We start from the raw sequence: 20,534 nt of genomic DNA, 5'->3' as shown, positions 1-20,534 counted from the left end.
CAGACCGGGGCCGTCAGGCCTGATTGGCCAGCAGGGTGCGGACGAGTCGCAGACCGACGGACAGGTGGGCCAGCTCCGGCCCCTCGGTCTCGACGATCTCCTCGAGCATGCTCGCGGCCCGGGACAGCGCGGTCTCGTTCTGGTCCTGCCAGTTGATGACTCGCTGCTCCGGCTCGACCGAGGCGTCGGTGGTCTCCAGGACCTGCGCGGTCAGGCGGGCGTGCACCGAGTGCAGGTCGTCGCGCAGCGCCGCCCGGGCCATCGTCTGCCAGCGGTCGGTCCGCGGCAGGCCGATGATCCGCTCCAGGAATGCGCCGAGCTGCAGCCGCTCGCCGAGGGCGAAGTGGACCTTGGCGACCTCCATGATGTCGAGGTCGTCGTGGGACGCGGTCTCGACGATACCGAGACCCGCGTACGCCGGCGGCAGCACCGCGATCCGGGTGGCGAAGTCGGCCGAGACCCCCTTGCTCACCAGGGCTTCCCGGCGCTGCTCGAACAGCGCCAGCTCGCGGCCGCGCAGCACGTCGGGCAGCGCGGCGGTGAGCTTGGCGATCCCCGGGGCGAAGAACTCGATCAGGTCCTCGATGTCGACCGGTGGGCGCCGATTGCTGACCAGCCACCGCGTCGCCCGCTCGACCAGCGTCCGGGTCTCCAGCCGCATGTGCGTCTGGGTCGAGGCGTCGACCACGTTGTCCAGCTCGGCGTTGCGGGCCAGCAGCTCGGGCTGGGCGAAGATCCGGGAGGCGGCAAGGTTCGCCCGGACGACGTCCTCGACCGTCCCGCCGGTCTCCAGCGAGAGCCGGTGGTACGCCGTGACGCCGGACGTGTTCACGAACTCGTTCACCACCTGGGTGGTGATGATCTCGCGCCGCAGCTGGTGCTGCTGGATCTGGTCGGCGAACCGCTGCTGGATCGGCTTCGGGAAGTAGCTGGACAGCTTGTGCGCCAGGAACGGGTCGTCCGGCAGCGACGTCTTCAGCAGGTCCGACGCGAGCACGATCTTGGTGTAGGCGATCAGCACCGACAGCTCCGGTGACGTCAGCCCACGGCCCTCGGCCTTGCGTCGCTTGAACTCGGCCACGCTCGGCAGGAACTCCAGCTCGCGGTCCAGGAGTCCTTGCTTCTCCAGCCGGCGTACCCAGTCCTGGTGGACGTGCATCAGGGCCGGGGCCTGGGCGGTCGCGTTCGCCAGCGCGATGTTCTGCCGGTAGTTGCTCTTCAGCACCAGGCCGGCCACCTCGTCGGTCATCGACGCGATGATGTCGTTACGCTGCTTCTCGGTCAGGTCGCCGTCGGCGACCACCTTGTCGAGCAGGATCTTGATGTTCACCTCGTGGTCGGAGGTGTCCACGCCGGCCACGTTGTCGATGAAGTCGGTGTTGATCCGGCCGCCGTGCATGGCGTACTCGATCCGGCCGAGCTGGGTGAAGCCGAGGTTGCCGCCCTCGCCGACCGCGCGGGCGCGCAGGTCCGCGCCGTTGATCCGGATCGCGTCGTTCGCCTTGTCGCCGACGTCGCCGTTCGTCTCCGCGGACGACTTCACGTAGGTGCCGATGCCGCCGTTCCAGAACAGGTCGACCGGCGCCCGCAGGATCGCGTTCATCAGCTCGTTCGGCGTCAGCGTCGCCGGGGCGCCCTCGATCCCGAGCACCGCGCGCACCTCGGCCGAGATCGGGATCGCCTTGTCCGTGCGCGGGAACACCCCACCGCCGGCCGAGATCAGCGCGGGGTCGTAGTCGGCCCACGACGACCGCGGCAGCTCGAACAGCCGGCGCCGTTCGGCGAAGCTCTTGGCCGCGTCCGGCGACGGGTCGAGGAAGATGTGCCGGTGGTCGAACGCGGCCACCAGCCGGATGTGCTCCGACAGCAGCATGCCGTTGCCGAACACGTCGCCGGACATGTCGCCGACCCCGACGACGGTGAAGTCCTGGCTCTGGCAGTCGTGGCCGAGCTCGCGGAAGTGCCGCTTGACCGACTCCCACGCGCCGCGCGCGGTGATCCCCATCGCCTTGTGGTCGTAGCCGACCGAGCCGCCGGAGGCGAACGCGTCGCCCAGCCAGAAGCCGTACTCCTTGGCGACCCCGTTCGCGAGGTCGGAGAACGTCGCCGTGCCCTTGTCCGCCGCGACCACGAGGTACGCGTCGTCGCCGTCGTACCGGACCACGTCCCGGGGCGGCACGATGCTACCGGCAACGATGTTGTCGGTGATGTCGAGCAGTCCGGAGATGAACGTCTTGTACGACGCGATGCCCTCGGCCAGCCAGGCGTCCCGGTCGACGGCCGGGTCCGGCAGCTGCTTGGCGTAGAAGCCGCCCTTCGCACCGACCGGCACGATCACCGAGTTCTTCACCATCTGCGCCTTCACCAGGCCGAGCACCTCGGTCCGGAAGTCCTCCCGCCGGTCCGACCAGCGCAGACCGCCGCGGGCGACCGCGCCGAAGCGCAGGTGCACACCCTCGACCTGCGGTGAGTACACGAAGATCTCGTACGCCGGCCGCGGCTGCGGCAGCTCGGGGATCGCCTTCGGCTCCAGCTTCAGCGAGATGTACGGCCGCGGCGAGCCGTCGGCGACGTTGGGCTGGTAGTAGTTCGTCCGCAGGGTCGCCTTGATCACGGTCAGGTAGGACCGCAGGATCCGGTCCTCGTCCAGGCTCTTCACCGTGTCCAGCGCGGCCAGGATCTCCTTCTCCAGCTGGCCGGCGAGCGACCGCCGGTCCGGGTCGTCGGCGGCACCGCGGGCCGGGTCGAAGCTGGTCTCGAACAGCTGGACGAGCAGGCTGGCCACGTCCACGTGGTTCAAGAAGGTGTTCTCGATGTAGTCCTGGCTGAACGGCGTACCGCCCTGCCGGATGTACTTCTGGTAGGCCCGCAGGATGGACACCTGCCGCCAGCTCAGGCTGCCCTTCAGCACCAGCGCGTTCAGCTTGTCCGACTCGGCGCGGCCTTCCCACACCGCCTGGAAGGTGTCGGAGAACAGCGTGCGCAGCTCCGGCCGCTCCTCGATGTCGGTCGGCACCTTGAGCCCGAAGTCGTAGATGTACGCCGTGGTGCCGGCCGGGCGGATCTCGTACGGCCGCTCGTCGATCACCTCGACACCCATGTGGGTCAGGTGCGGCAGCACCTGCGACAGCGACAGCGAGGAGCCGGTCCGGTAGACCTTGAACCGCCGCTCGCCCACCCACTCCTCGTCGATCGGGCTGTAGAGCGACATGGCCAGCCCGTTCTCGGCCGGCAGGCTCTCGAGCACGTTGACGTCGTTGACCGCGACGCGGGCGTCGAAGTCCTCCTTGTACGCCTCCGGGAAGGCGTCGGCGTACTTGCGGGCCAGCTGGGTGACCGCGCCGTCGCCGCCCTTGGCGTGCAGCGCGGCGGTGAAGTCGTCGGCCCAGGCCCGGGTCGCCTCGACCACCTTCTGCTCGAGCAGCTCGGCGTCGTACTCACCGACCGTCTCGCCCTGCTTCATCCGGACGACGAAGTGCACGCGCGCCAGCACGGACTCGGTCACGTACGCGGCGTACGTGACGGTCTCGGCGCCGATCGCGTCCTTGAGGATTTGCTGCATCTTCAGCCGGACCGCGGTGGTGTAGCGGTCACGCGGCAGGTACACGAGGCAGGAGAGGTAGCGGTTGTAGACGTCCCGGCGGACGAACAGCTTGACCGCGCGCCGCTCCTGCATGTGCAGCACCGACTGCACGATCGGCAGCAGGTCCTCCACCGGCGCCTGCAGCAGCTCGTCGCGCGGGTAGGTCTCCAGTACGTCGAGCAGACCCTTCCCACTGTGGCTGTTCGGGTCGAAGCCGGTCAGCCGGAACAGCTCCAGCGCCTTGCGCCGCAGCACCGGCACCTGCATGACGCTCTCGGTGTACGCCGTCGACGAGAGCAGCCCGATGAACCGGCACTCGGCGACCGGCTCGCCGGTCTCGTCGAACTGCTTGATGCCGACGTAGTCCAGGTACGCCGACCGGTGCACGGTGGACCGGGAGTTGGCCTTGGTCAGTATGAGCAGCTTGCGCTCCTGCGCCTTCGCGCTCACCTCGGGCGGGAGCTTGCCGGAGTTCGGCTTCGGGTCGGCGCGGAGGATGCCCAGGCCGGAGCCCGGCCGGCCGCGCAGGATGCCCTGCTCGCCCTCCATGGTGAAGTCGTACTCGCGATAGCCGAGGAAGGTGAAGTGCTCGTCGGCGAGCCACTCGAGCAGCTCGCGGGCCTCCTCCACCTCGTTCTCGCCGACCGGCAGCCTGGACGCGTCCAGACCCTCGGCGATGGTGACGGCCTTCTCGTGCATCTTCGGCCAGTCCTCGACCGCGACCCGGACGTCCTGGAGCACCCGCTGCACCGTCTGCTCGAGCGCGCGCTGCTCGGCGACGTCGGGGATCCGCTCGATCTCCAGGTGCATCCAGCTCTCCCGGACCAGGTCGTGCTCGTCCGAGGTTGCGTTGTCGTCCAGCACCTCCTGCAGCGTGCCGGCCATGTCCCGCCGGACGACGAACTGGGGGTGCACCAGCAGCTGCAGCTCGAGGTTGTGCTCGTTGATCACCATCGACGCGCTGTCGACCAGGAACGGCATGTCGTCGACGACGATCTCCACCACGGTCCGGCCGTTGGCGGACCAGCCGTGGTCCTCCGGGGTCGGGGTGAACACGTGGACCTTCGCGGTCCCCTGCGGCCGCGACATCGCGGACTTGTAGTGATGCTTCGCGGCGCCCAGGCAGTCGGTCGGCTCGCGCTCGGCGACGTCCTCCGCGGCGACGTGGCGGTAGTACCGCTCGAGGAAGGTCTTGAGCCTGGCCGGATCGATCGCCTTGTCGTGCCCTTGCGTTCCCGCAGCTACCGCCTTGGCGAGCACTTCCGCCTTCTGGACGTCCAGCTTGCTCTGCATTCCCCACCGTCTCCACGCGTGCCACCGGCGCCGTCCGCACCGGACGGCACGACTCTGTGCCGTCACTCAGAGACTAGTCCACCTTTGTCACTGGTGTGATGTCGGGACGAGCCTGTCGGACGCGTCACCATTCACCGTTGACAGCCGCTTCCGGCCGCAGTGTCAGGGCCGGGCAGGCCAGTACTGCGCGGCGCGCATGCGAGAGCTCACCGGGGGTGATTTCAGCCGCGTTCCGGAGGACCGGGAACCCCTCGTCGAGGGTCAGCACGGACCACGGACCTCCGGCGGGCAGTCGGTCTCGCAGTGCTTGTCGATGGTGGCGACGATCTCGTCCGACGCCTCGCCGAGCGCGATCATCCGGTCGGGCCCGAGAACGTCGACGAAGAACTGCCGGACCCGGGCGGCGTGCACCGGCGCGCAGGCCTTGATCGCGGCCAGGCCCTCCTCGGTGATGACGATCTCCGGGTACCGCGAGTCGCAGGACTCCTTGCGGATCAGGCCGCGCTTCTCCATCCGGCTCAGGTGGTGCGACATCCGGCTCTTCTCCCACTGCGTCGCCCGGCCGAGCTCGAAGGCGCGCATCCGGCCGTGCTCGGCCTCGGACAGGTTCACCAGGATCTCGAAGTCCGAGCTGGACAGGCCGAACTCACGCTGGAGGTGACGCTCCAGGTGCGTCGTCAGCGTCTTGTTCATCAGCAGATAGCTGCGCCATGCGGTCTGCTCGTCGTCGTCGAGCCACGGTCCCTTACCCACGTCGTCCATCCTACCGGGTCGGGTTGACGCATCAACCTAGCGCGCTATGCTGACGTGAGTTGACACATCAACTCGAAGGAGTTCACCGATATGAGCAGGAAACTGATCGCGGTCGTCGGCGCCACCGGAGCCCAGGGCGGCGGCCTCGTCCGCGCGATCCTGGCCGATCCCTCGGGTGAGTTCGCCGTCCGGGCGCTGACCCGGGACCCGGAGTCCGCCAAGGCGAAGGACCTCGCCGCAGCCGGGGCCGAGGTCGTCGCCGCCGACCTGGACGACGCGCCGAGCATGCGGGCCGCATTCGACGGCGCGTACGGCGCGTTCGTGGTGACGAACTACTGGGCTCCGCGGAGCCCCGAGGAAGAGGCCGGGCGGACCGCCGCGGAGATGGAGCTGGCCCAGGCCGGGATCGCCGCCGAGGCCGCGCGCGACGCCGGGGTCACGCACCTGGTGTGGTCGACCCTCGACGACACCCGCCCGCACTTCGACGGCCGGGACGACGTACCGCGGCTGGACGACGGGCGCTACACCGTCCCGCACTTCGACGCCAAGGCCGAGGCGGACGAGCTGTTCACGAAGTACGGCGTACCGACGACGAACCTGCGGACGACGTTCTACTTCGACGCCTTCGTCAGCGGGATGGAGCCGGTCCGCGGCGAGGACGGCACGCTCATCATCTCGATGCCGATGGCCGACAAGCCGCTGGCTGGGATCGCCTCGGAGGACATCGGCAAGGCCGCCCTCGCGGTGTTCAAGCGCCCCGACCTGATCGGCGCGACCGTCAGCATCGCCGGCGACCACCTGACCGGCGACGAGTACGCCGCCGCGCTCACCGAGGCGCTCGGCGAGAAGGTTGCCTACCGCCCGCTTCCGTGGGAGCAGTACCGCACGCTCGGCTTCCCGTACGCCGTCGAGGTCAGCAACATGTTCCAGTACTACGCCGAGAACCACCGGACCTTCACCGGCGACCGGGACCTGGACCGGGTGCGCGAGCTCAACCCCGAGCTGCAGTCGTTCGCGGACTGGCTGGCGAAGCACAAGGACGAGATCAAGGTCCCGTAGTCCGGCGGGGGTGAAAGCGAATTGAAAGCGCGTTCCGATGTCATGGCGTCCACACTTCCCTAGGTGAGGATGGCCATGACTCGGTACCCGCGGAGCCGACGTTCGCTGATCTTGACTGCGCTGGCCGGTTGTCTGCTGCTCGTGCTGTCGCCGCTGACCGCGCAGGCCGCCGTGCGCGCGACCGACGTCAAGACGCTGACCTTCAACATCCACCACGGCCAGGGCAGCGACGGCCGCCTCGACCTGGAGCGGGTCGCGAAGGTGATCGAGGCGTCCGGCGCGTCGGTGGTCGGGCTGCAGGAGGTCGACAAGTACTTCGACGCGCGCAGCAACTGGGTGGACCAGCCGGCCTGGCTGGCGGCGCGGCTGCAGATGCACTACGTGTTCGCCGCCAACCTGGACTGGGATCCGCTGGAGCCGGGCAAGCCTCGGCGGCAGTACGGCACGCTCGTGCTGTCGAAGTACCCGATCGTCGACTCCCGCAACACGCTGCTGCCGCTGACCCCCGGACGTGAACAGCGCGGTCTGCAGGAGGCGGTGATCGACGTCGACGGTACGCCGTTGCGGTTCGCCAACACCCACCTGACGACGTACAACGACGGCGAGCGGCAGCTCCAGGTCAACGCGATCGTCGACCTGCTGAAGGACGCCGCCGAGCCGACCATGCTGGTCGGTGACCTGAACGCGATCCCGACGTCGACCGAGGTGAAGACGCTGACGACGCACTGGACCGACACCTGGCGGAAGGTCGGGGCCGGACTCGGTTTCACCAGCCCGGCGCTGCTCCCGGTCCGCCGGATCGACTACCAACTGCACAGCGCGGGGCTGACTCCGAAGTCCGCCTCGGTCCGGTCCACCCTGGCGTCCGACCACCTCCCGGTGGCCGCGACCTACACTCTCGCGGCGAGTTCGCGGGGGTAATGGGGTGACGCCCTAAGCTCCAGTGGTGTGACGACCGAGGCGGAGATCGCGCGATTGGTGGCGATCGGGCTGCCGGGGTACGACGTTCGGCGGGTCGTGCCGCTCGGAGCAGGACTCGACAACGCGGCGTACGAGGTGAACGACGAGCTCGTCGTCCGGATCGCGCGCGAGCCGGGCTCGGTCGGTCGGGAGGCCGAGCTGCTGGCCCGGGTCGGCGCGGTCAGCCCGCTGCCGGTTCCGCAGCCCGTCTTCGTGGTGGACGAGCACTGCCTGGCCTATTGGAAGCTCACGGGTACGCCGCTCATCGACGTCCCGATCGCCGAGCGGGCGACGTACGCCGTCGCGATCGGTGCGACACTCGGCGCGTTCCTCGCCGTACTGCACTCGTCGGAGCCTGGTGGTTGGGCCGGCCTGGTCGACCGCGACGACGAGCCGTTGGCTGCCTGGCGGGACGAGACGGCCGAGCTCTTCGAGGACCTCGCCGGGCAGTTGTCGTCCGATCAGCGCCGTGAGGTCGAGGCCTTCCTGCGAGCGCCGATTCCGGAGCCGGCGCAGGCGCTCGTCTTCTCGCACAACGACCTCGGCATCGAGCACGTTCTCGTTGCCGAGGGCACCGACACGATCACCGGGATCATCGACTGGTCGGACGCCGCCCTGTGCGACCCGGCCCGCGACCTCGGGCTGATCCTCCGCGACCTCGGCCCGGCCGCCCTCGACGCGGCGCTCCGCGACCACCCGCGTGGCGACCTCATCTGCGACCGCGCCCTCTTCTACGCCCGCTGCTCCCTACTCGAGGACCTCCACTTCGGCCACGAAACCGGCCGTACGACGTACGTCGACAAATCACTCGCCGCCCTGCGGTGGTTGTTCCCCCTGAGGTGAGTCACCGCCCGGGGTTGTCCCCGGCACCCGCGGACCAGGGACTGTCCCTGGCGCGAGGGACGGTCGGCCCGGCGACGCTGGGGGCAAGCCACCGAGAGGAGACCGCTCATGAGCGAGTCAGTCAGATACTCACCGTCCGGGGTGACCGACCGCGACCGGACGCGCACCCTGTTCGCGCAGACCATGCAGTACGTCGCCGGGACCGCCGGCCTGTTCGCGATCGGCGCATACCTGGGCCGCGGGCTGCCGGGGGTCCTCGGCCTGCTCGCGTTCCTGGCCGCCTTCGCGTGCCTGATCGGGATGGGGTTCGCGGCCCGCAGGTCCACCGAGGCGACCGTCGGCCTGCTCGGCGGCTTCGGCCTGCTGATCGGGCTGGCCGTGGCGCCGACGCTCGTGCGATACGCGAACGCCGATCCGCAGGCGTTGTGGCAGGCGGGTGGCGCGACCGCCCTGTTCATCGCCGGCTTCGGGGCCGCCGGTTACGCCACCAAACGGGATCTGTCGGTGCTCGGCCGGGTCGGCACCTGGGCGCTCATCGGTCTGCTCGGCTTCGGTGTCGTACTGATCTTCGTGCAGATCCCGAACGGCGCGCTGGTCTACGCGATCCTCGGCCTGGTGATCTACGCCGGCCTGACGGCGTACGACTTCCAGCGGCTGCGGGGGTCCTCGGACACCGACTCGGCGCCGCTGCTGGCCGCCTCGATCTTCCTGGACGTGCTGAACGTGTTCCTGTTCTTCCTGCAACTCTTCTCCGGCCGCAGCGACGGCTGACCTCAGCGGGGGAAGGTGCCGATGGGCAGGCCGAGGGCGGCCTCCTCCTGGGCGTAGCGGAAGTACCGTGCGCGGCGTTCCAGGGCCTCGACGGCCGGGGCGAAGGTCTCGCCGTCCTTCGCCCGGTAGCCGCGCGGGATCCCGACCTCCAGCTCGACCGGCGCCGACCACGTCAGGTTGCGGAACCGGATGACCGGCGGCGGCACGAGCGCGCCGAGCGTCAGCCGGTACCAGGGCTGCCCAGGCATGCAGAGCTGGGAGACCACCGGCCCCTCCCGGGCGAGCCTGCTCAACTCCGACGCGTACGCCGGGCTGTCGCCGGCGTCGGCCGGGTAGAAGTAGGCGGCCCACACCCCGAAGTTCGATTTCGCCGCCTTGACAGCGTACGGACTGAGGAGGGGATGGCCGGACAGCGGCGGCTCGCAGACGAGTTCGGCACCCACGCGCACCGTCGGCCCGCTCAACTCGACCAGCAGTGGTCCGAGGTGACGTTGGAGCACGGTCTCCGCGATCGCGAGCCAGACCTGGTTGATCAGGTACCGCTGCTCGGCCGCGCATCGCCGGACGAACGAGATCAGGTCGTCGGTCAGCAGCCTGGTCATCGCCTCGCGCACGAACGTCACCGGCTCGTCGGACGCGAACGCCGTGAAGACCACGAACGGGAAGATCGCGTTGCAGATCAGCGAGTCGCCGTCGGTCCGGTCGAGCAGCCAGCGGTACGGCCGGGCGTGCAACTGCTCCAACGGGCCGTGCGTCATCACGTAGTCGTAGTCGGTGTGGGAGTACAGGTCCCGGCGAGCGGGCCCTTCGGGCCGCTCGAGGTGTTCCTCCGCCAGCACGCGCACCGGGCCCCGGATGTGGACGTCCCAGTAGCGGCACCAGGCCTCGGCCAGCTCGTCCGCCGCGAACGGTACGGCGCTCCGATCGCGGTACGCGGCGACTCGCGCCGACTCGGCCAGCAACGTGCCGTCCGCCTCGAGGGCGAGCAGCCGCTGCCACTCGTCGGCGACGAGCCGGGTCAGGTAGCCGGATCCGAGCAGCTGCCAGAAGTGCACGGTCTCGTGGATCAGCAGCCGCGGCAGGCGGTCGCCCCACTCCGGGTCGTTCGGGCTCGCCCAAACGGGAAGGACGGGATCCTCGGCCCAGTCCTCGGGAGCGTCGGCGTCGACGTACACGATCCCGGTGAGGAAGTCGAACCGGCTGTTCACGTCAGCGTCCGGCAGCCGCCACCAGCACGTCGAACAGTGCCTGGATCTCGACCGGGTCCTTGCCCTGCAGGCTGTGGACCTGCGCCGGCCGGTCCGGCTCCCGCACGACCAGCGTGCCGTGCGGAACCCGGGCGACGTAGCTGATCGACGGCGGATCCGTGCCCAGGTCGAGGATGACGCCCGACTCGGTGTTGCGTTCGTGCAGCCGGACCAGCCGCGAGATCACCGCCCCGGCCAGGCCCACCAGCCCGATGACGACGAACTCGACGAAGCCGCCGTCCGCGAGAGCCCGATCGGGTTGCACCGCGGTGGGCTCTCCCACCCGTACGTCGCCGGCCTGCTGCAACTCCTGGACCGCCTCGCGTGGGACCAGCACCTGCACCTGAAGCTCGTCGTCCATCGCCGTCCCCTCCCCTCCGCACAGTCCCACACCCCTCCCCCGCCGACAACCTCGTATTCGGGGAGATTCCTGCACCCGCTACGCGCCACGAACCTCCCCGAACCAGGTGGTTCAGGGGCCGCGCCGTGCTCAGGACGGTGCGCGCAGCCCGGTGCTGCGCAGTTCCAGGTCGGCGAGCCGGGAGATCACCTCGGTGTCGCCGTCCCGCCAGGCACCGACCGGGTCGTCGGAGATCTTCGCCAGCCGGTGCATCGGCTGGTTCGCCATCGCCCGGAGCGCGAACAGGTCCAGGTCCGCGTCGCTGTCGATGAACTTCTGCGCCGCCGTCGCCCGCCGGGAGAACCGGATCCGCCGCGGCAGCCAGATCAGCAGCGCGAACAGCACCGGCAGGCCGATCGTCACACCGGCCAGCACGTACGCCAGTTGCTCCACCGCGTTGGCCTGGTCCCGGCCGGCCTGCGCCATCCGGGCGGCCGCGGCCGCGGCTCCGTCGACGGGCGTCCGCAACTCGTCGCCGACCGCGGGCACCTTCCCGATCGGCTCGGACAGCTTCCGCAGGTCGCTCGCGAGCCCGTCACCCGCCTCGGCCGTCTTGCGTCCCGGCGTACCGAGCGCGTTCGTGATCCGGAACACCAACCGCCCGAGCTCCACGCACAGCCAGATCCAGCCGACCAGCAGCAGATCGCCGATCACCTGCCCGAACCGCTGCCCGCCGACGTCCGAATAGAGCTTCACGAAACAGTTCTCCTCACTGCGGCTCGGCTGATGAGGGGATTCTCATCCAGTTCTCATCGCTACGTTTCCCAGGCGCGCCATAGTCTGACCATGCTCTTGTCTCCCAGGCTCGTGACGTTGGTGCTGACCGGAGCAGCCGGCTTCGGAATCGCGGCGGCTGCCCTGTTCGGCGCGAGGGCCGCGCCGCCGGATCTCGGCGACCCACTGGTCGTGCCCGGCCCGAGTACGCCGACCCCCGCACCCCGGGCGGCCACGCCGACGGTCACGGCGACGACGGTCCCGCCGACACAGGCCGCGCCCGCACCCGCGCCGCGGCGGACCGCCGGACCGGCCCAGCCGGTCAAGCCGCCGGGCACCGCGGACCGGCGCGATGACGACGACGCTACCCCGGTACGGCGTACCACCGCCGCCGACGACGATGGTGGGGACGACGATGACCACAACCCGACCGACGCCGACGACGGAGCCGCGGACGACGAGGCCGGTGACGACGGGGCCGACGACGACGGGGCCGACGACGGGGACGACGACGGGGCCAGTCGCGACGACACCGGAACCGGTGAGCGGGACGACGACAGTCGGGCCGGCACTCGGACCGACAGCGGAGACGGCACCGACGACGATGCTGACGACAACGGCACTAACGACGACAGTGCCGGCAACGACGATGGCGCCGGGGACGACGACCGTGCCGGGGACGACGACGGCGCCGGGGACGACGACGATGGTGCAGGAGACGGGGACGACTGACCGGGCGCTCGGCGCGAACCGACGCCCCGAGACATCCACCAGACCTGACCGGCTCCAGAGCAGCCCGGCGCTCGACGACGACTCGGTCGGCACCGGCCGTCCCAAGGGTCGTGGATTGCGCGGGGTTGCGGGCGCGGGGTGGTTGGTCGGGGCCGGGTCCGAGGTGGTCCGGTCTGTCCGGGCCCGGATCCTGGCCTGGGTGATCGTGTTGACCGCGCTGGGCATGGCCGGCGCGGCGGGTACGGCGTACCTGCTGGAGTCGCAGCGGATCGACGCCCGGATCGACCGCTCGTTGCAGCAGGAGATCGCGGAGTTCGCCGAGTTCCACCGGACCGGGATCGACCCCGGCACCGGGCGGCCGTTCACCAGCGTCGACCGGCTGCTCGAGGTGGCGATGAGCCGCAACGTGCCCGACGAGCACCAGACGATCGTCGCGTTCCTCCCGGACCGCAGCTTCACCCCACGCGACGCGCTGCCGCTGCACACCGACCCGGCCTTCCGGGACGAGGCGACCGCGGCCGCCGTACCGGTCTTCGGCAGCTACCAGACACCCGACGGCCCGGTCCGGTACGCGACCATGCCGGTCAGCCAGGCCGAGCGCCAGGGCACCTTCGTGGTCGCGTACTTCACCGCCTCCGAGCACGGCGACTTCGCCGATGTCATCCGGACGTACAGCCTGGTCGCGATCGTCGCGCTGGCCGTGGTCGCGCTCGCCGCCTGGTTGACCGCGGGACGGTTGCTCCGGCCGATCCGCGACGTACGCCGGACCGCGCTGGCGATCAGCGACACCGACCTGACCCGCCGGATCGACGTCACCGGTCACGACGACGTGTCCGAGCTGGCCCGGACCTTCAACTCGATGCTCGACCGGCTGGAGGACGCGTTCGCCACCCAGCGGGAGTTCCTCAACGACGCCGGGCACGAACTGCGGACGCCGATCACGATCGTCCGCGGCCACCTCGAACTGCTGGACGAGTCCGACCCGCGCGACGTCGCCGAGACCCGAACCCTCCTGGTCGGCGAACTCGACCGGATGAGCCGGTTGGTCGAGGACCTCGTGCTGCTCGCCCGAGCCCAGCGCCCGGACTTCCTCCGTACGGCGACCGTCGACGTGGAGATGCTGACCGACGAGGTGTTCGACAAGGCCCGTGCCCTCGGCCGACGGCAGTGGCGGATCGACCAACGGGGCCGGGCCACCATCTCGGCCGACGCGCAACGGCTGACCCAGGCCCTCGTCCAACTGGCCGAGAACGCGGTGAAGTTCACCGGCCCGGACGACGTGATCGCGATCGGCTCGTCCGCGAACGCCCGTACCGTCCGCTTCTGGGTGCGGGACAGCGGGCTGGGGGTCGCCGCGGGCGACGCCGAGCGGATCTTCGAGCGGTTCCGGCGCGGGCGCGGATCCCAGCGGGCGGAGGGGTCCGGGCTCGGGCTCGCGATCGTGCAGGCGATCGCGGAGGCCCACGGCGGCCGTGCGTGGGTCGAGTCCCCGCCGGGGTCCGGGGCGATATTCCGGCTGGAGATCCCCCGCACCGGCCCGCTCGAGGTTCGCGGTGTTCAGGGGGACAAGTCGTGAACCGGATCCTGATCGCGGAGGACGAGGAGCTGATCGCGTCGTTCGTGGCCAAAGGCCTGCGGTCGAACGGATTCACCCCGACCACCGTGGCCGGCGGACAGGACGCGCTGGACCGTGCACTCACCGGTGAGTTCGACCTGCTCGTGCTGGACCTCGGCCTGCCGGACCTCGACGGGTTCACGGTGCTCGGCCGGCTGCGGGCGGCGGGCAGCACGCTTCCGGTGGTGATCCTGACCGCCCGCGACTCGGTCGACGACACGGTCGCCGGGCTCGAGGGCGGGGCGGACGACTACATTCCCAAGCCGTTCCGGTTCGAGGAGTTGCTGGCCCGGATCCGGCTGCGGCTGCGCGACGAGCGTGGAGCGGGACCTACTGTGCTGCGCTGCGGCGACCTGACGCTCGACCTGCGCAGCCGACGGGCCTCGGCGGGCGGACGGGCGGTCGAGCTGACGGCCCGGGAGTTCCTGCTGGTGGAGATGTTCCTGCGCAATCCCGGTCTGGTGCTGTCACGGCAGCAGTTGCTCAGTCATATCTGGGGATACGACTTCGACCCTGGCTCGAACATCGTCGACGTGTACATCCGCTACCTGCGCAAGAAGCTCGGTGCGGAACGGATCGAGACCGTCCGCGGCATGGGCTACCGGCTGGCGTCCGGCCCGGCCGACGTACCAGCGGCCGACGGCCCGCACTGAGCCCTGGGCCGGCTCCGCGGTCCGGCCGCTGAGCCGCGGCCCGATCGGCGCAAGGGAAGGGCCGCCCGGCGCGGGGGTAACCCGGGCGGCCCGTTCCGAGCCTCGTCAGCAGGAGGAGGGACGGCCGCTCGGGCCGCTCCCACCGAGGCTCCACTCGAACGTCCTTTCATTGCTCCCAGCAACTACTTGGTCGACCACGTCGGCACCCACCGGCAGCCGCCGGACGACGCCGAACGGGGTCCCGGTCCGGCGCTGCCCGAGCGGGTTCCCGCCGAGGATCCGCAACAGGTCGGCCGGCGGCAGCGACCGGGACGACGTCGCCCGGATCGTCCCGCCGAAGTCGTTGATGTCGACAATCGCCACCCCGGCCCGGAACCGGGTCTGCAGCGTCCGGCACAACTCCATGGCCCGCCCGGCCGGCATCGGCGGGATGAGCACATCGTCGTACGGCGGTCGCGCGCCGTCGAGATCACGCGCCACGCTGCCCGCGACCCGGTAGAACGCGCCCTTGTGGCCGAGCGGCCGGGTGAAGCCCGCGCACAGTACGGCGGCCGTGACGCGAGCCCGGCCCTGCTGCTGGATGACGTACTGCATCTTCTCGGGCACCGACAGCCCGCGCGATCCGGACCGTGGCCGCACCCGGGCGGCGAGGAACCGGGCGAGCGGGCTGACGTCCAGCGAGGTGATCGGGACAGCACCACCGGACAGGAGTACGGCGACCTTCTCGCTGATGACGATGGTGTCGTCGGGCGTCACTGCGGGCAGGTGTTCGGCCAGGGCCAGGGTGAGGTCGTCGGACGGTTCCAGCCAGCGCGTCGGTACGGCGATCGTGGTCCAAGCGGACATGCCTCGAAGTCCTTTCGCAGGGTCATCCGCAGCCTCGCAGCCGAACCCGCCGCCGTGGATGAATCGGCGATGAGAGTCCTTTCATGTACCGCCGGCGGACTGGGCCGGGTCGACGGCCGGCGTGCGCGCCTCGCGTCAGGACGGCTGGCGGACGCGCCTCGCGTGAGGGCTGACCGACGCGTGCGCGCCTCGCGTCAGGAGGGCTGGCGGATGCGGCCGGGCCTGGCGTCGTTGAGGGCCCTGAGGAGCAGCCCTCCCTCGGGGGCCTTGGTGATCAGCAGTCCGGCCGCGTAGACCACGAGGACGGCCGCCGCGATGCAGGCCGCCTCGGCGAACGCGTGCAGCACACCCGCGGTCGGGTCGAACGGCACGAGCGCTCGGGTCACGAGCCCGGCGCAGGCCGCTGCGGTCGCGAGGATCGCCGATCGGAGCAGCAGCGTCACCGCCGGACGGAGGCTGATGGCGCGGTGCCGGCGACGCAGCAGCCAGGTGTTCGCCCCGGCCGCGAGTACGAGCGACAGCGTCGTCGAGGCGGCCAGACCGGTGATCCCGTAGCGCAGACCGAGGGTGAGATCGCCGACGACGTTGACCACCATCGCGGCCACCGCGACCCCGACCGGGCGACTGGAATCGCCCACGGCGTACGACGCTCGGACGACGAGCTCACGCCAGCCGAGAGCGAGCAACGCCGGCGCGTAGAAGACCATCGCCTTCGCGGTCACCGCGGCGTCGGCATCGGAGAAGCCGCCGTGGCCGAAGACCGTGAACACCAGTGGCTCCGCGGCGCAGGCGAGGATCACGCAGATCGGCGTCAGGCTGACGGCGGTCACGGCGACGCCTCGGTCCACCAGGCCGCGCATCCGGGCCCGGTCGGTCGCGTAGGCGCCGAGCGCCGGATAGAGGGCCGTAAGCAACGAAGCGATCAGCAGGGTCTCGCCGAGACTGACCAAGCGCCAGGCATAGCCGAGGGCGGAGATCGTTCCCTCTGCCAGGGTCGAACCGACAGCCCGGTCGACCAGAGTGTTCACGTTGCCGATCGCGCTGCCGACCAGCAAGGCCGGGACGAGTCGTGCGATCTCGCGGAAAGCCGGGTCGTCGAGGCGGAGCGAGAAGCTGATCCGCGTGCCGAGCTGGTGCGTAGGGATGAGTTGCAGGAGCAGGCGGGTGGCGGACCCTGCGACGAAACCCCAGGCCAGGGCGATCACGCCGTACTGAGGACCGAAGAGGACGGCCGCCGCGATCATCACCAGGTTGAAGGGGACACCCTGCAGGCCGGACCAGCCGAAGCGGCCGTGCGCTTGGACGAGGCCCGCGAGGAGGTTGGTGCCGGCGATCAGCACGGTCGCCACCAGGACGACGCGGGTCAACTGCTGGGCGAGATGCGCCTGAGCCCCGGCGAAGCCGGGCGCCAGCGCGGCGACCACGGGCGTGACCGCGATCCACATGACCAGCGAACCGAGGCCGAGCACGATCAACGTGACCGACAGCGCCACGTTGAACCCACGATGCTGCTGGCAACGACCGTCCTCGCTGCCGGCTTCCCGTGCGGTGACGGGTACGGCGGCCTTCGCCATTGCGCCGGCGATGAGTCCGAGTACGACGTTCATCAGCCCCTGCGCGACGAAGTACGCATCCAGGGCGGCCCCGGCGCCGAACGTCGCGGCGATCACCACATCCCGGCCGAAGCCGAGCAGGGTCGACCCCGCAGTGAGAACCGTGACCACAGCCGCGGCGCGGGTCACGCTCCACATGCGCGCAGTCTAAAGACGCCAAGTCGACATGACCGCCCGCATTGGAGAACTCTCATCCCCGCCCGGGGTCAGATCACAGGCTGGAGCGGAGGTCCCACAGGAGGGGGTAGTAGCGCAGGTCGAGGCGGCTGCGGAGGTAGCCGGCGCCGGAGGAGCCGCCGGTGCCTGGCTTGGTGCCGATCATCCGTTCGACCATGACGACGTGCCGGGCGCGCCAGGCGGCGGCGAGCTCGTCGTGCTGGAGCAGGGCCTCGGCCAGCTCCCAGACGGCGGCGTAGTGGGCGCGGTCGCCGGCGACCTTGCGGAGGGCGTCGCGGACGGCGTCCTCGGAGTCGGTGGCGAACCCGGCCTTCTCGAGGACGGCGAGGAACGCGTCCCAGAGCGTGGGGTCGGCCAGCCGCTGCCCGAGGCGGTCCTTCTCGGCGTCGCTCAGGCCACGGAACCGCTTCACGAACGACGGGTCCTTCGCCCCGGACAGGAACTCGATCTCGCGGTACTGCACCGACTGGAAGCCGCTCGCCGGCGACAACCGGTGCCGGAACTCGCCGAAGTCCTGCGGGGTCATCGTCTCCAGGATGTCGATCTGCTGCGTCAGCGTCCGCTCAATCGTGTGCACCCGGCGGAGCAGGTGCTCGGCCAGCCAGAGCTCACCGGACAGCATGGCGTCCCGGGAGGCGGTCAGCTCGTGAAGCACCTGTTTGAACCACAGCTCGTACACCTGGTGGATGGTGATGAACAGCAGCTCGTCGTGGGCCGGCGGGTCCGACTCCAGCCGCTGCTGGTCGAGCAGCTGCTCCAGCCGGAGATAACTGCCGTACGTGAGCCGGCCGCCCTCCTCGCCGAAGTGGATGTCGACTCCGCCCCACCGTCCGGCCACCCCGTCACCAGTACTCATGGGGCCGAGGGTAGCCGACCGCTTCGTGACCGGTCAGCGATTCGCTCGTTGGGAGTGAGGTACGTCAAATCGAGGAGTTGCATGTCCGCCACGGTCCAGACCCCGCTCGTCCCGGGTCCCATCCAGGGACCCACGCGTGAGGAACCGCAGATCGAGGCGTTGCTGCCCGACGACTACGCCTCGCTGGTTCACCTGGCCTATCTGATCCTCCCGCCGGCGATCAGCCGGCAACGGCGAGTGGCCGCGGCGCATGCCGTCGTCCAGCGGGTTCTGCCCGCGAGCGGGTCGCGTCCGCGCGAGCTCGTGCGGCGGGACGTCGTCCGGGAGGCGGCCCAGCAGGCCTGCCGGCGTACGGCGCTGGGCCGGTTGAGCACGTTGTTCGCGCCGGCCGACGAGCCCACCTTCGAGCCGTGCGCGCGGGAGCTCGACGCGACCACCATCCGGGAGCGCGGCCGGCGGGGAAGCCTGTTCGCGATCGTCGTCACCGTGCTGACCACGGCCGGAGTGCTCGCGGCACTGCTAACGTCCTGACGGTTCGAAGCGGTCACCCTCGACTCCGGCGGTCACCATGTCGACTCGAGCGACGATCTGCAACAAGTACTGCGACGCCCGCGACCCCGCGCTCTCGTCGGGCAACCGTGCTCCGGTGTCCACGACGCTGCTCGGCCGGACGATCGCGCTGCACCTCGACGACGCCGACGGGATGGGCTGGGCCTCGATCGAGCACGGCCGTCCGGGCGACGAGGTCTGGCTGGAACGCTCGATGGACGGCGGCCGGACCTGGACCGACGACCGCCTCGGGAACGCCGCGATCCCGTCCGGTCGACACGATCGACGTACGCAGATGTACAACGTGGACGACTGGAACAACCACGGCGTCGGCGCCCTCCGCGCCTGCGGCAGAGCCGTCGACGGTCCCGGCATCGCCCGTACGCCGTGGGCCCGGACCACGTGGAACGCGGGCGATCGCCGTACGGCGGCCGCGACCGCGCAGATGCAGTTCTACAACTACGGGACCGGCCTGTTCGACACGACCGGCTGGTGGAACTCGGCCAACGCGTTGACTGCGCTGATCGACAACATCCGGGTGACCGGAATGGACCGCTATCAGTACGCGATCGCGCGGACGTACGAGCTCAATCTCGACGCGGCGGAGGGACAGTTCCGCAACGACTACATCGACGACACCGGGTGGTGGGGGCTCGCGTGGATCGCGGCGTACGACCTGACTGGTGATGCCCGCTATCTGCAGACGGCTCGCGCCGACGCCGACCACATGGCGGCGTACTGGGACGACACGTGCGGCGGCGGGGTGTGGTGGAGCGAGGCGAAGACGTACAAGAACGCCATCTCCAACTCGCTCTACATCCACCTGAACGCGGCGCTGCACCTCCGGATGCCCGGCGACGCGGCGTACCTGCAGCGGGCGGAGAGCGGGTGGTCCTGGTTCCTGCAGACGGAGATGATCAACGATTCGCACCTCGTCAATGACGGGATCGAGCTGTCGACCGGCCGGAACAACGGGCAGACGGCGTGGACGTACAACCAGGGAGTGCTGCTCGGCGCACTCACCGAGTTGTCCAGGGCAACGAACAACTCGGCGTACCTGAGCACGGCCCGTCAGCTCGCCGACGCGTCCACGACCGCACCGGAGCTACACACCGAGGACGGCATCCTGCGCGAGCCGTGCGAGTCCGACGACTGCGGGGACGACGCGCCGTCGTTCAAGGGTGCGCACGTCCGCGGTCTGGCGAAGCTCAATGAGGCGCTGCCGGATCGTCCGTACACAGCGTACCTGCGGCGACAGGCCGACCGGGCGTTCGCCGCGAACCGTACGGCGATGGACCAGTACGGACTGCGCTGGGAAGGACCGATCGACATGCTCGACGCCGCCCGGCAGCAGTCCGCGCTCGACCTCCTGAATGGAACTCCCTACTCGGGGTAACTTGCAGGACATGACGCGACGGGAGACGCTGCTGCGTGTCCATCGGGAGAACGGCTGCATCTTCACGCTGACGCTGATCCTCGACCCCAGCGGCGGCGACCGCGGCATCACGTTCACCGAGTTCTACGACTACGGCCCGCGCGGCGACGATCCGGGGCGCGAGTACGGCTACAGCGTGCACGCGCCGTACGACGCACTGGACGTCCTCGCCGACCACTACGCGCCGGACGCCGCCGGCCCCGCTGAGGACCGGTTGGTCGCGGCGCTCCGCACCGCCCTGCACGACGGCGACCGCTTGACGCTGAAAGGCAACCAGCACCGGGTGCTCGAAGGCTTCGAAGCAGCCGGAGTACCAGCCACCACCAGCGTCTGGAGCTGGATCAACGACTAAGGACACCGCCTCGCAGGAACTGTGATCGGCCGGATCCTCCCGTGAACGGATGACGCTGTAGCTCAGCGAATGAAGCTGTGATC

18 protein-coding genes are annotated in these 20,534 nt (G+C 70.1%); 10 read left to right on the top strand and 8 right to left on the bottom strand.

The genetic code is table 11. The annotated features are described in order from the left end of the window. Positions 1–13: 13 nt before the first annotated feature. Complete coding sequence (locus tag ACQPYZ_RS07730; RefSeq protein ID WP_433166663.1) at positions 14–4,876, bottom strand: NAD-glutamate dehydrogenase; 4,863 nt, start codon at positions 4,874–4,876, stop codon at positions 14–16. A 261-nt stretch (positions 4,877–5,137) separates the two neighbouring features. Beyond that, on the bottom strand, positions 5,138–5,638 hold the full coding sequence (locus tag ACQPYZ_RS07725; RefSeq protein WP_433166661.1) for a MarR family winged helix-turn-helix transcriptional regulator: 501 nt from the start codon (positions 5,636–5,638) through the stop codon (positions 5,138–5,140). Between the two features lie 81 nt (positions 5,639–5,719). On the opposite strand from ACQPYZ_RS07725, the gene ACQPYZ_RS07720 reads away from it, so the two are divergent. The 4 genes from ACQPYZ_RS07720 to ACQPYZ_RS07705 all read left to right on the top strand — a co-directional run bounded on the left by ACQPYZ_RS07720 (position 5,720) and on the right by ACQPYZ_RS07705 (position 9,262). Next, complete coding sequence (locus ACQPYZ_RS07720; protein WP_433166659.1) at positions 5,720–6,688, top strand: NmrA/HSCARG family protein; 969 nt, start codon at positions 5,720–5,722, stop codon at positions 6,686–6,688. 75 nt (positions 6,689–6,763) lie between these two features. Next, a complete protein-coding gene (locus tag ACQPYZ_RS07715) occupies positions 6,764–7,609 on the top strand; it encodes an endonuclease/exonuclease/phosphatase family protein (RefSeq protein ID WP_433166657.1) in 846 nt (281 codons plus the stop codon). Positions 7,610–7,636: 27 nt separating this feature from the next. After that, on the top strand, positions 7,637–8,491 hold the full coding sequence (locus ACQPYZ_RS07710) for a phosphotransferase family protein (RefSeq protein WP_433166655.1): 855 nt from the start codon (positions 7,637–7,639) through the stop codon (positions 8,489–8,491). A 108-nt stretch (positions 8,492–8,599) separates the two neighbouring features. After that, positions 8,600–9,262 carry a Bax inhibitor-1/YccA family protein gene (locus ACQPYZ_RS07705; protein ID WP_433166653.1) on the top strand — a complete coding sequence of 221 codons (663 nt, stop codon included), beginning with the start codon at positions 8,600–8,602 and terminating at the stop codon, positions 9,260–9,262. Between the two features lie 2 nt (positions 9,263–9,264). On the opposite strand, the gene ACQPYZ_RS07700 is transcribed toward ACQPYZ_RS07705, so the two are convergent. The 3 genes from ACQPYZ_RS07700 to ACQPYZ_RS07690 form a co-directional block, all read right to left on the bottom strand. Then, positions 9,265–10,470 carry a hypothetical protein gene (locus ACQPYZ_RS07700; RefSeq protein ID WP_433166651.1) on the bottom strand — a complete coding sequence of 402 codons (1,206 nt, stop codon included), beginning with the start codon at positions 10,468–10,470 and terminating at the stop codon, positions 9,265–9,267. Position 10,471: 1 nt separating this feature from the next. Next, on the bottom strand, positions 10,472–10,870 hold the full coding sequence (locus ACQPYZ_RS07695; protein ID WP_433166649.1) for a hypothetical protein: 399 nt from the start codon (positions 10,868–10,870) through the stop codon (positions 10,472–10,474). A 129-nt stretch (positions 10,871–10,999) separates the two neighbouring features. After that, a complete protein-coding gene (locus ACQPYZ_RS07690; protein WP_433166647.1) occupies positions 11,000–11,605 on the bottom strand; it encodes a hypothetical protein in 606 nt (201 codons plus the stop codon). Between the two features lie 90 nt (positions 11,606–11,695). On the opposite strand from ACQPYZ_RS07690, the gene ACQPYZ_RS07685 reads away from it, so the two are divergent. Genes ACQPYZ_RS07685 through ACQPYZ_RS07675 form a run of 3 tightly spaced genes read left to right on the top strand, consistent with a single transcriptional unit; the run spans position 11,696 to position 14,623 of the window. Next, a complete protein-coding gene (locus tag ACQPYZ_RS07685) occupies positions 11,696–12,355 on the top strand; it encodes a hypothetical protein (protein WP_433166645.1) in 660 nt (219 codons plus the stop codon). Continuing rightward, positions 12,330–13,931, top strand: coding sequence for an ATP-binding protein (locus ACQPYZ_RS07680; protein WP_433166643.1), 1,602 nt, complete (start codon positions 12,330–12,332; stop codon positions 13,929–13,931). Before ACQPYZ_RS07685 ends, ACQPYZ_RS07680 begins: the two co-directional genes overlap by 26 nt. Beyond that, positions 13,928–14,623 (top strand): response regulator transcription factor, encoded by a 696-nt coding sequence (locus tag ACQPYZ_RS07675; protein WP_433166641.1) that lies wholly within the window; start codon positions 13,928–13,930, stop codon positions 14,621–14,623. The genes ACQPYZ_RS07680 and ACQPYZ_RS07675 overlap by 4 nt, the downstream gene beginning before the upstream one ends. 105 nt (positions 14,624–14,728) lie before the next feature. Here ACQPYZ_RS07675 and ACQPYZ_RS07670 read toward each other — a convergent pair whose 3' ends face one another. The 3 genes from ACQPYZ_RS07670 to ACQPYZ_RS07660 all read right to left on the bottom strand — a co-directional run bounded on the left by ACQPYZ_RS07670 (position 14,729) and on the right by ACQPYZ_RS07660 (position 18,115). Then, a complete protein-coding gene (locus tag ACQPYZ_RS07670; protein WP_433166639.1) occupies positions 14,729–15,469 on the bottom strand; it encodes a hypothetical protein in 741 nt (246 codons plus the stop codon). Between the two features lie 194 nt (positions 15,470–15,663). Next, the gene (gene murJ, locus ACQPYZ_RS07665) at positions 15,664–17,220 is read right to left on the bottom strand and encodes a murein biosynthesis integral membrane protein MurJ (RefSeq protein ID WP_433166637.1); all 1,557 of its coding nucleotides are present in this window, start codon (positions 17,218–17,220) and stop codon (positions 15,664–15,666) included. Positions 17,221–17,293: 73 nt separating this feature from the next. Then, the gene (locus ACQPYZ_RS07660) at positions 17,294–18,115 is read right to left on the bottom strand and encodes a tryptophan 2,3-dioxygenase (protein ID WP_433166635.1); all 822 of its coding nucleotides are present in this window, start codon (positions 18,113–18,115) and stop codon (positions 17,294–17,296) included. Between the two features lie 81 nt (positions 18,116–18,196). On the opposite strand from ACQPYZ_RS07660, the gene ACQPYZ_RS07655 reads away from it, so the two are divergent. The 3 genes from ACQPYZ_RS07655 to ACQPYZ_RS07645 are packed head-to-tail and all read left to right on the top strand — an operon-like array spanning position 18,197 to position 20,451. Next, on the top strand, positions 18,197–18,646 hold the full coding sequence (locus ACQPYZ_RS07655) for a hypothetical protein (RefSeq protein WP_433166633.1): 450 nt from the start codon (positions 18,197–18,199) through the stop codon (positions 18,644–18,646). A gap of 37 nt (positions 18,647–18,683) precedes the next feature. Then, on the top strand, positions 18,684–20,060 hold the full coding sequence (locus tag ACQPYZ_RS07650) for a glycoside hydrolase family 76 protein (protein WP_433166631.1): 1,377 nt from the start codon (positions 18,684–18,686) through the stop codon (positions 20,058–20,060). A 10-nt stretch (positions 20,061–20,070) separates the two neighbouring features. Continuing rightward, entirely contained in the window at positions 20,071–20,451 is a 381-nt protein-coding gene (locus tag ACQPYZ_RS07645) for a hypothetical protein (protein WP_433166629.1), read from the top strand. Positions 20,452–20,534: the final 83 nt, after the last annotated feature.

Origin of the sequence: Kribbella sp. CA-247076 (assembly GCF_050942445.1) — a bacterium.
GTDB lineage: Bacteria > Actinomycetota > Actinomycetes > Propionibacteriales > Kribbellaceae > Kribbella.
The sequence above is the reverse complement of the archived record's forward strand: the minus strand, read 5'-3'. Positions and strand labels throughout refer to the sequence as shown.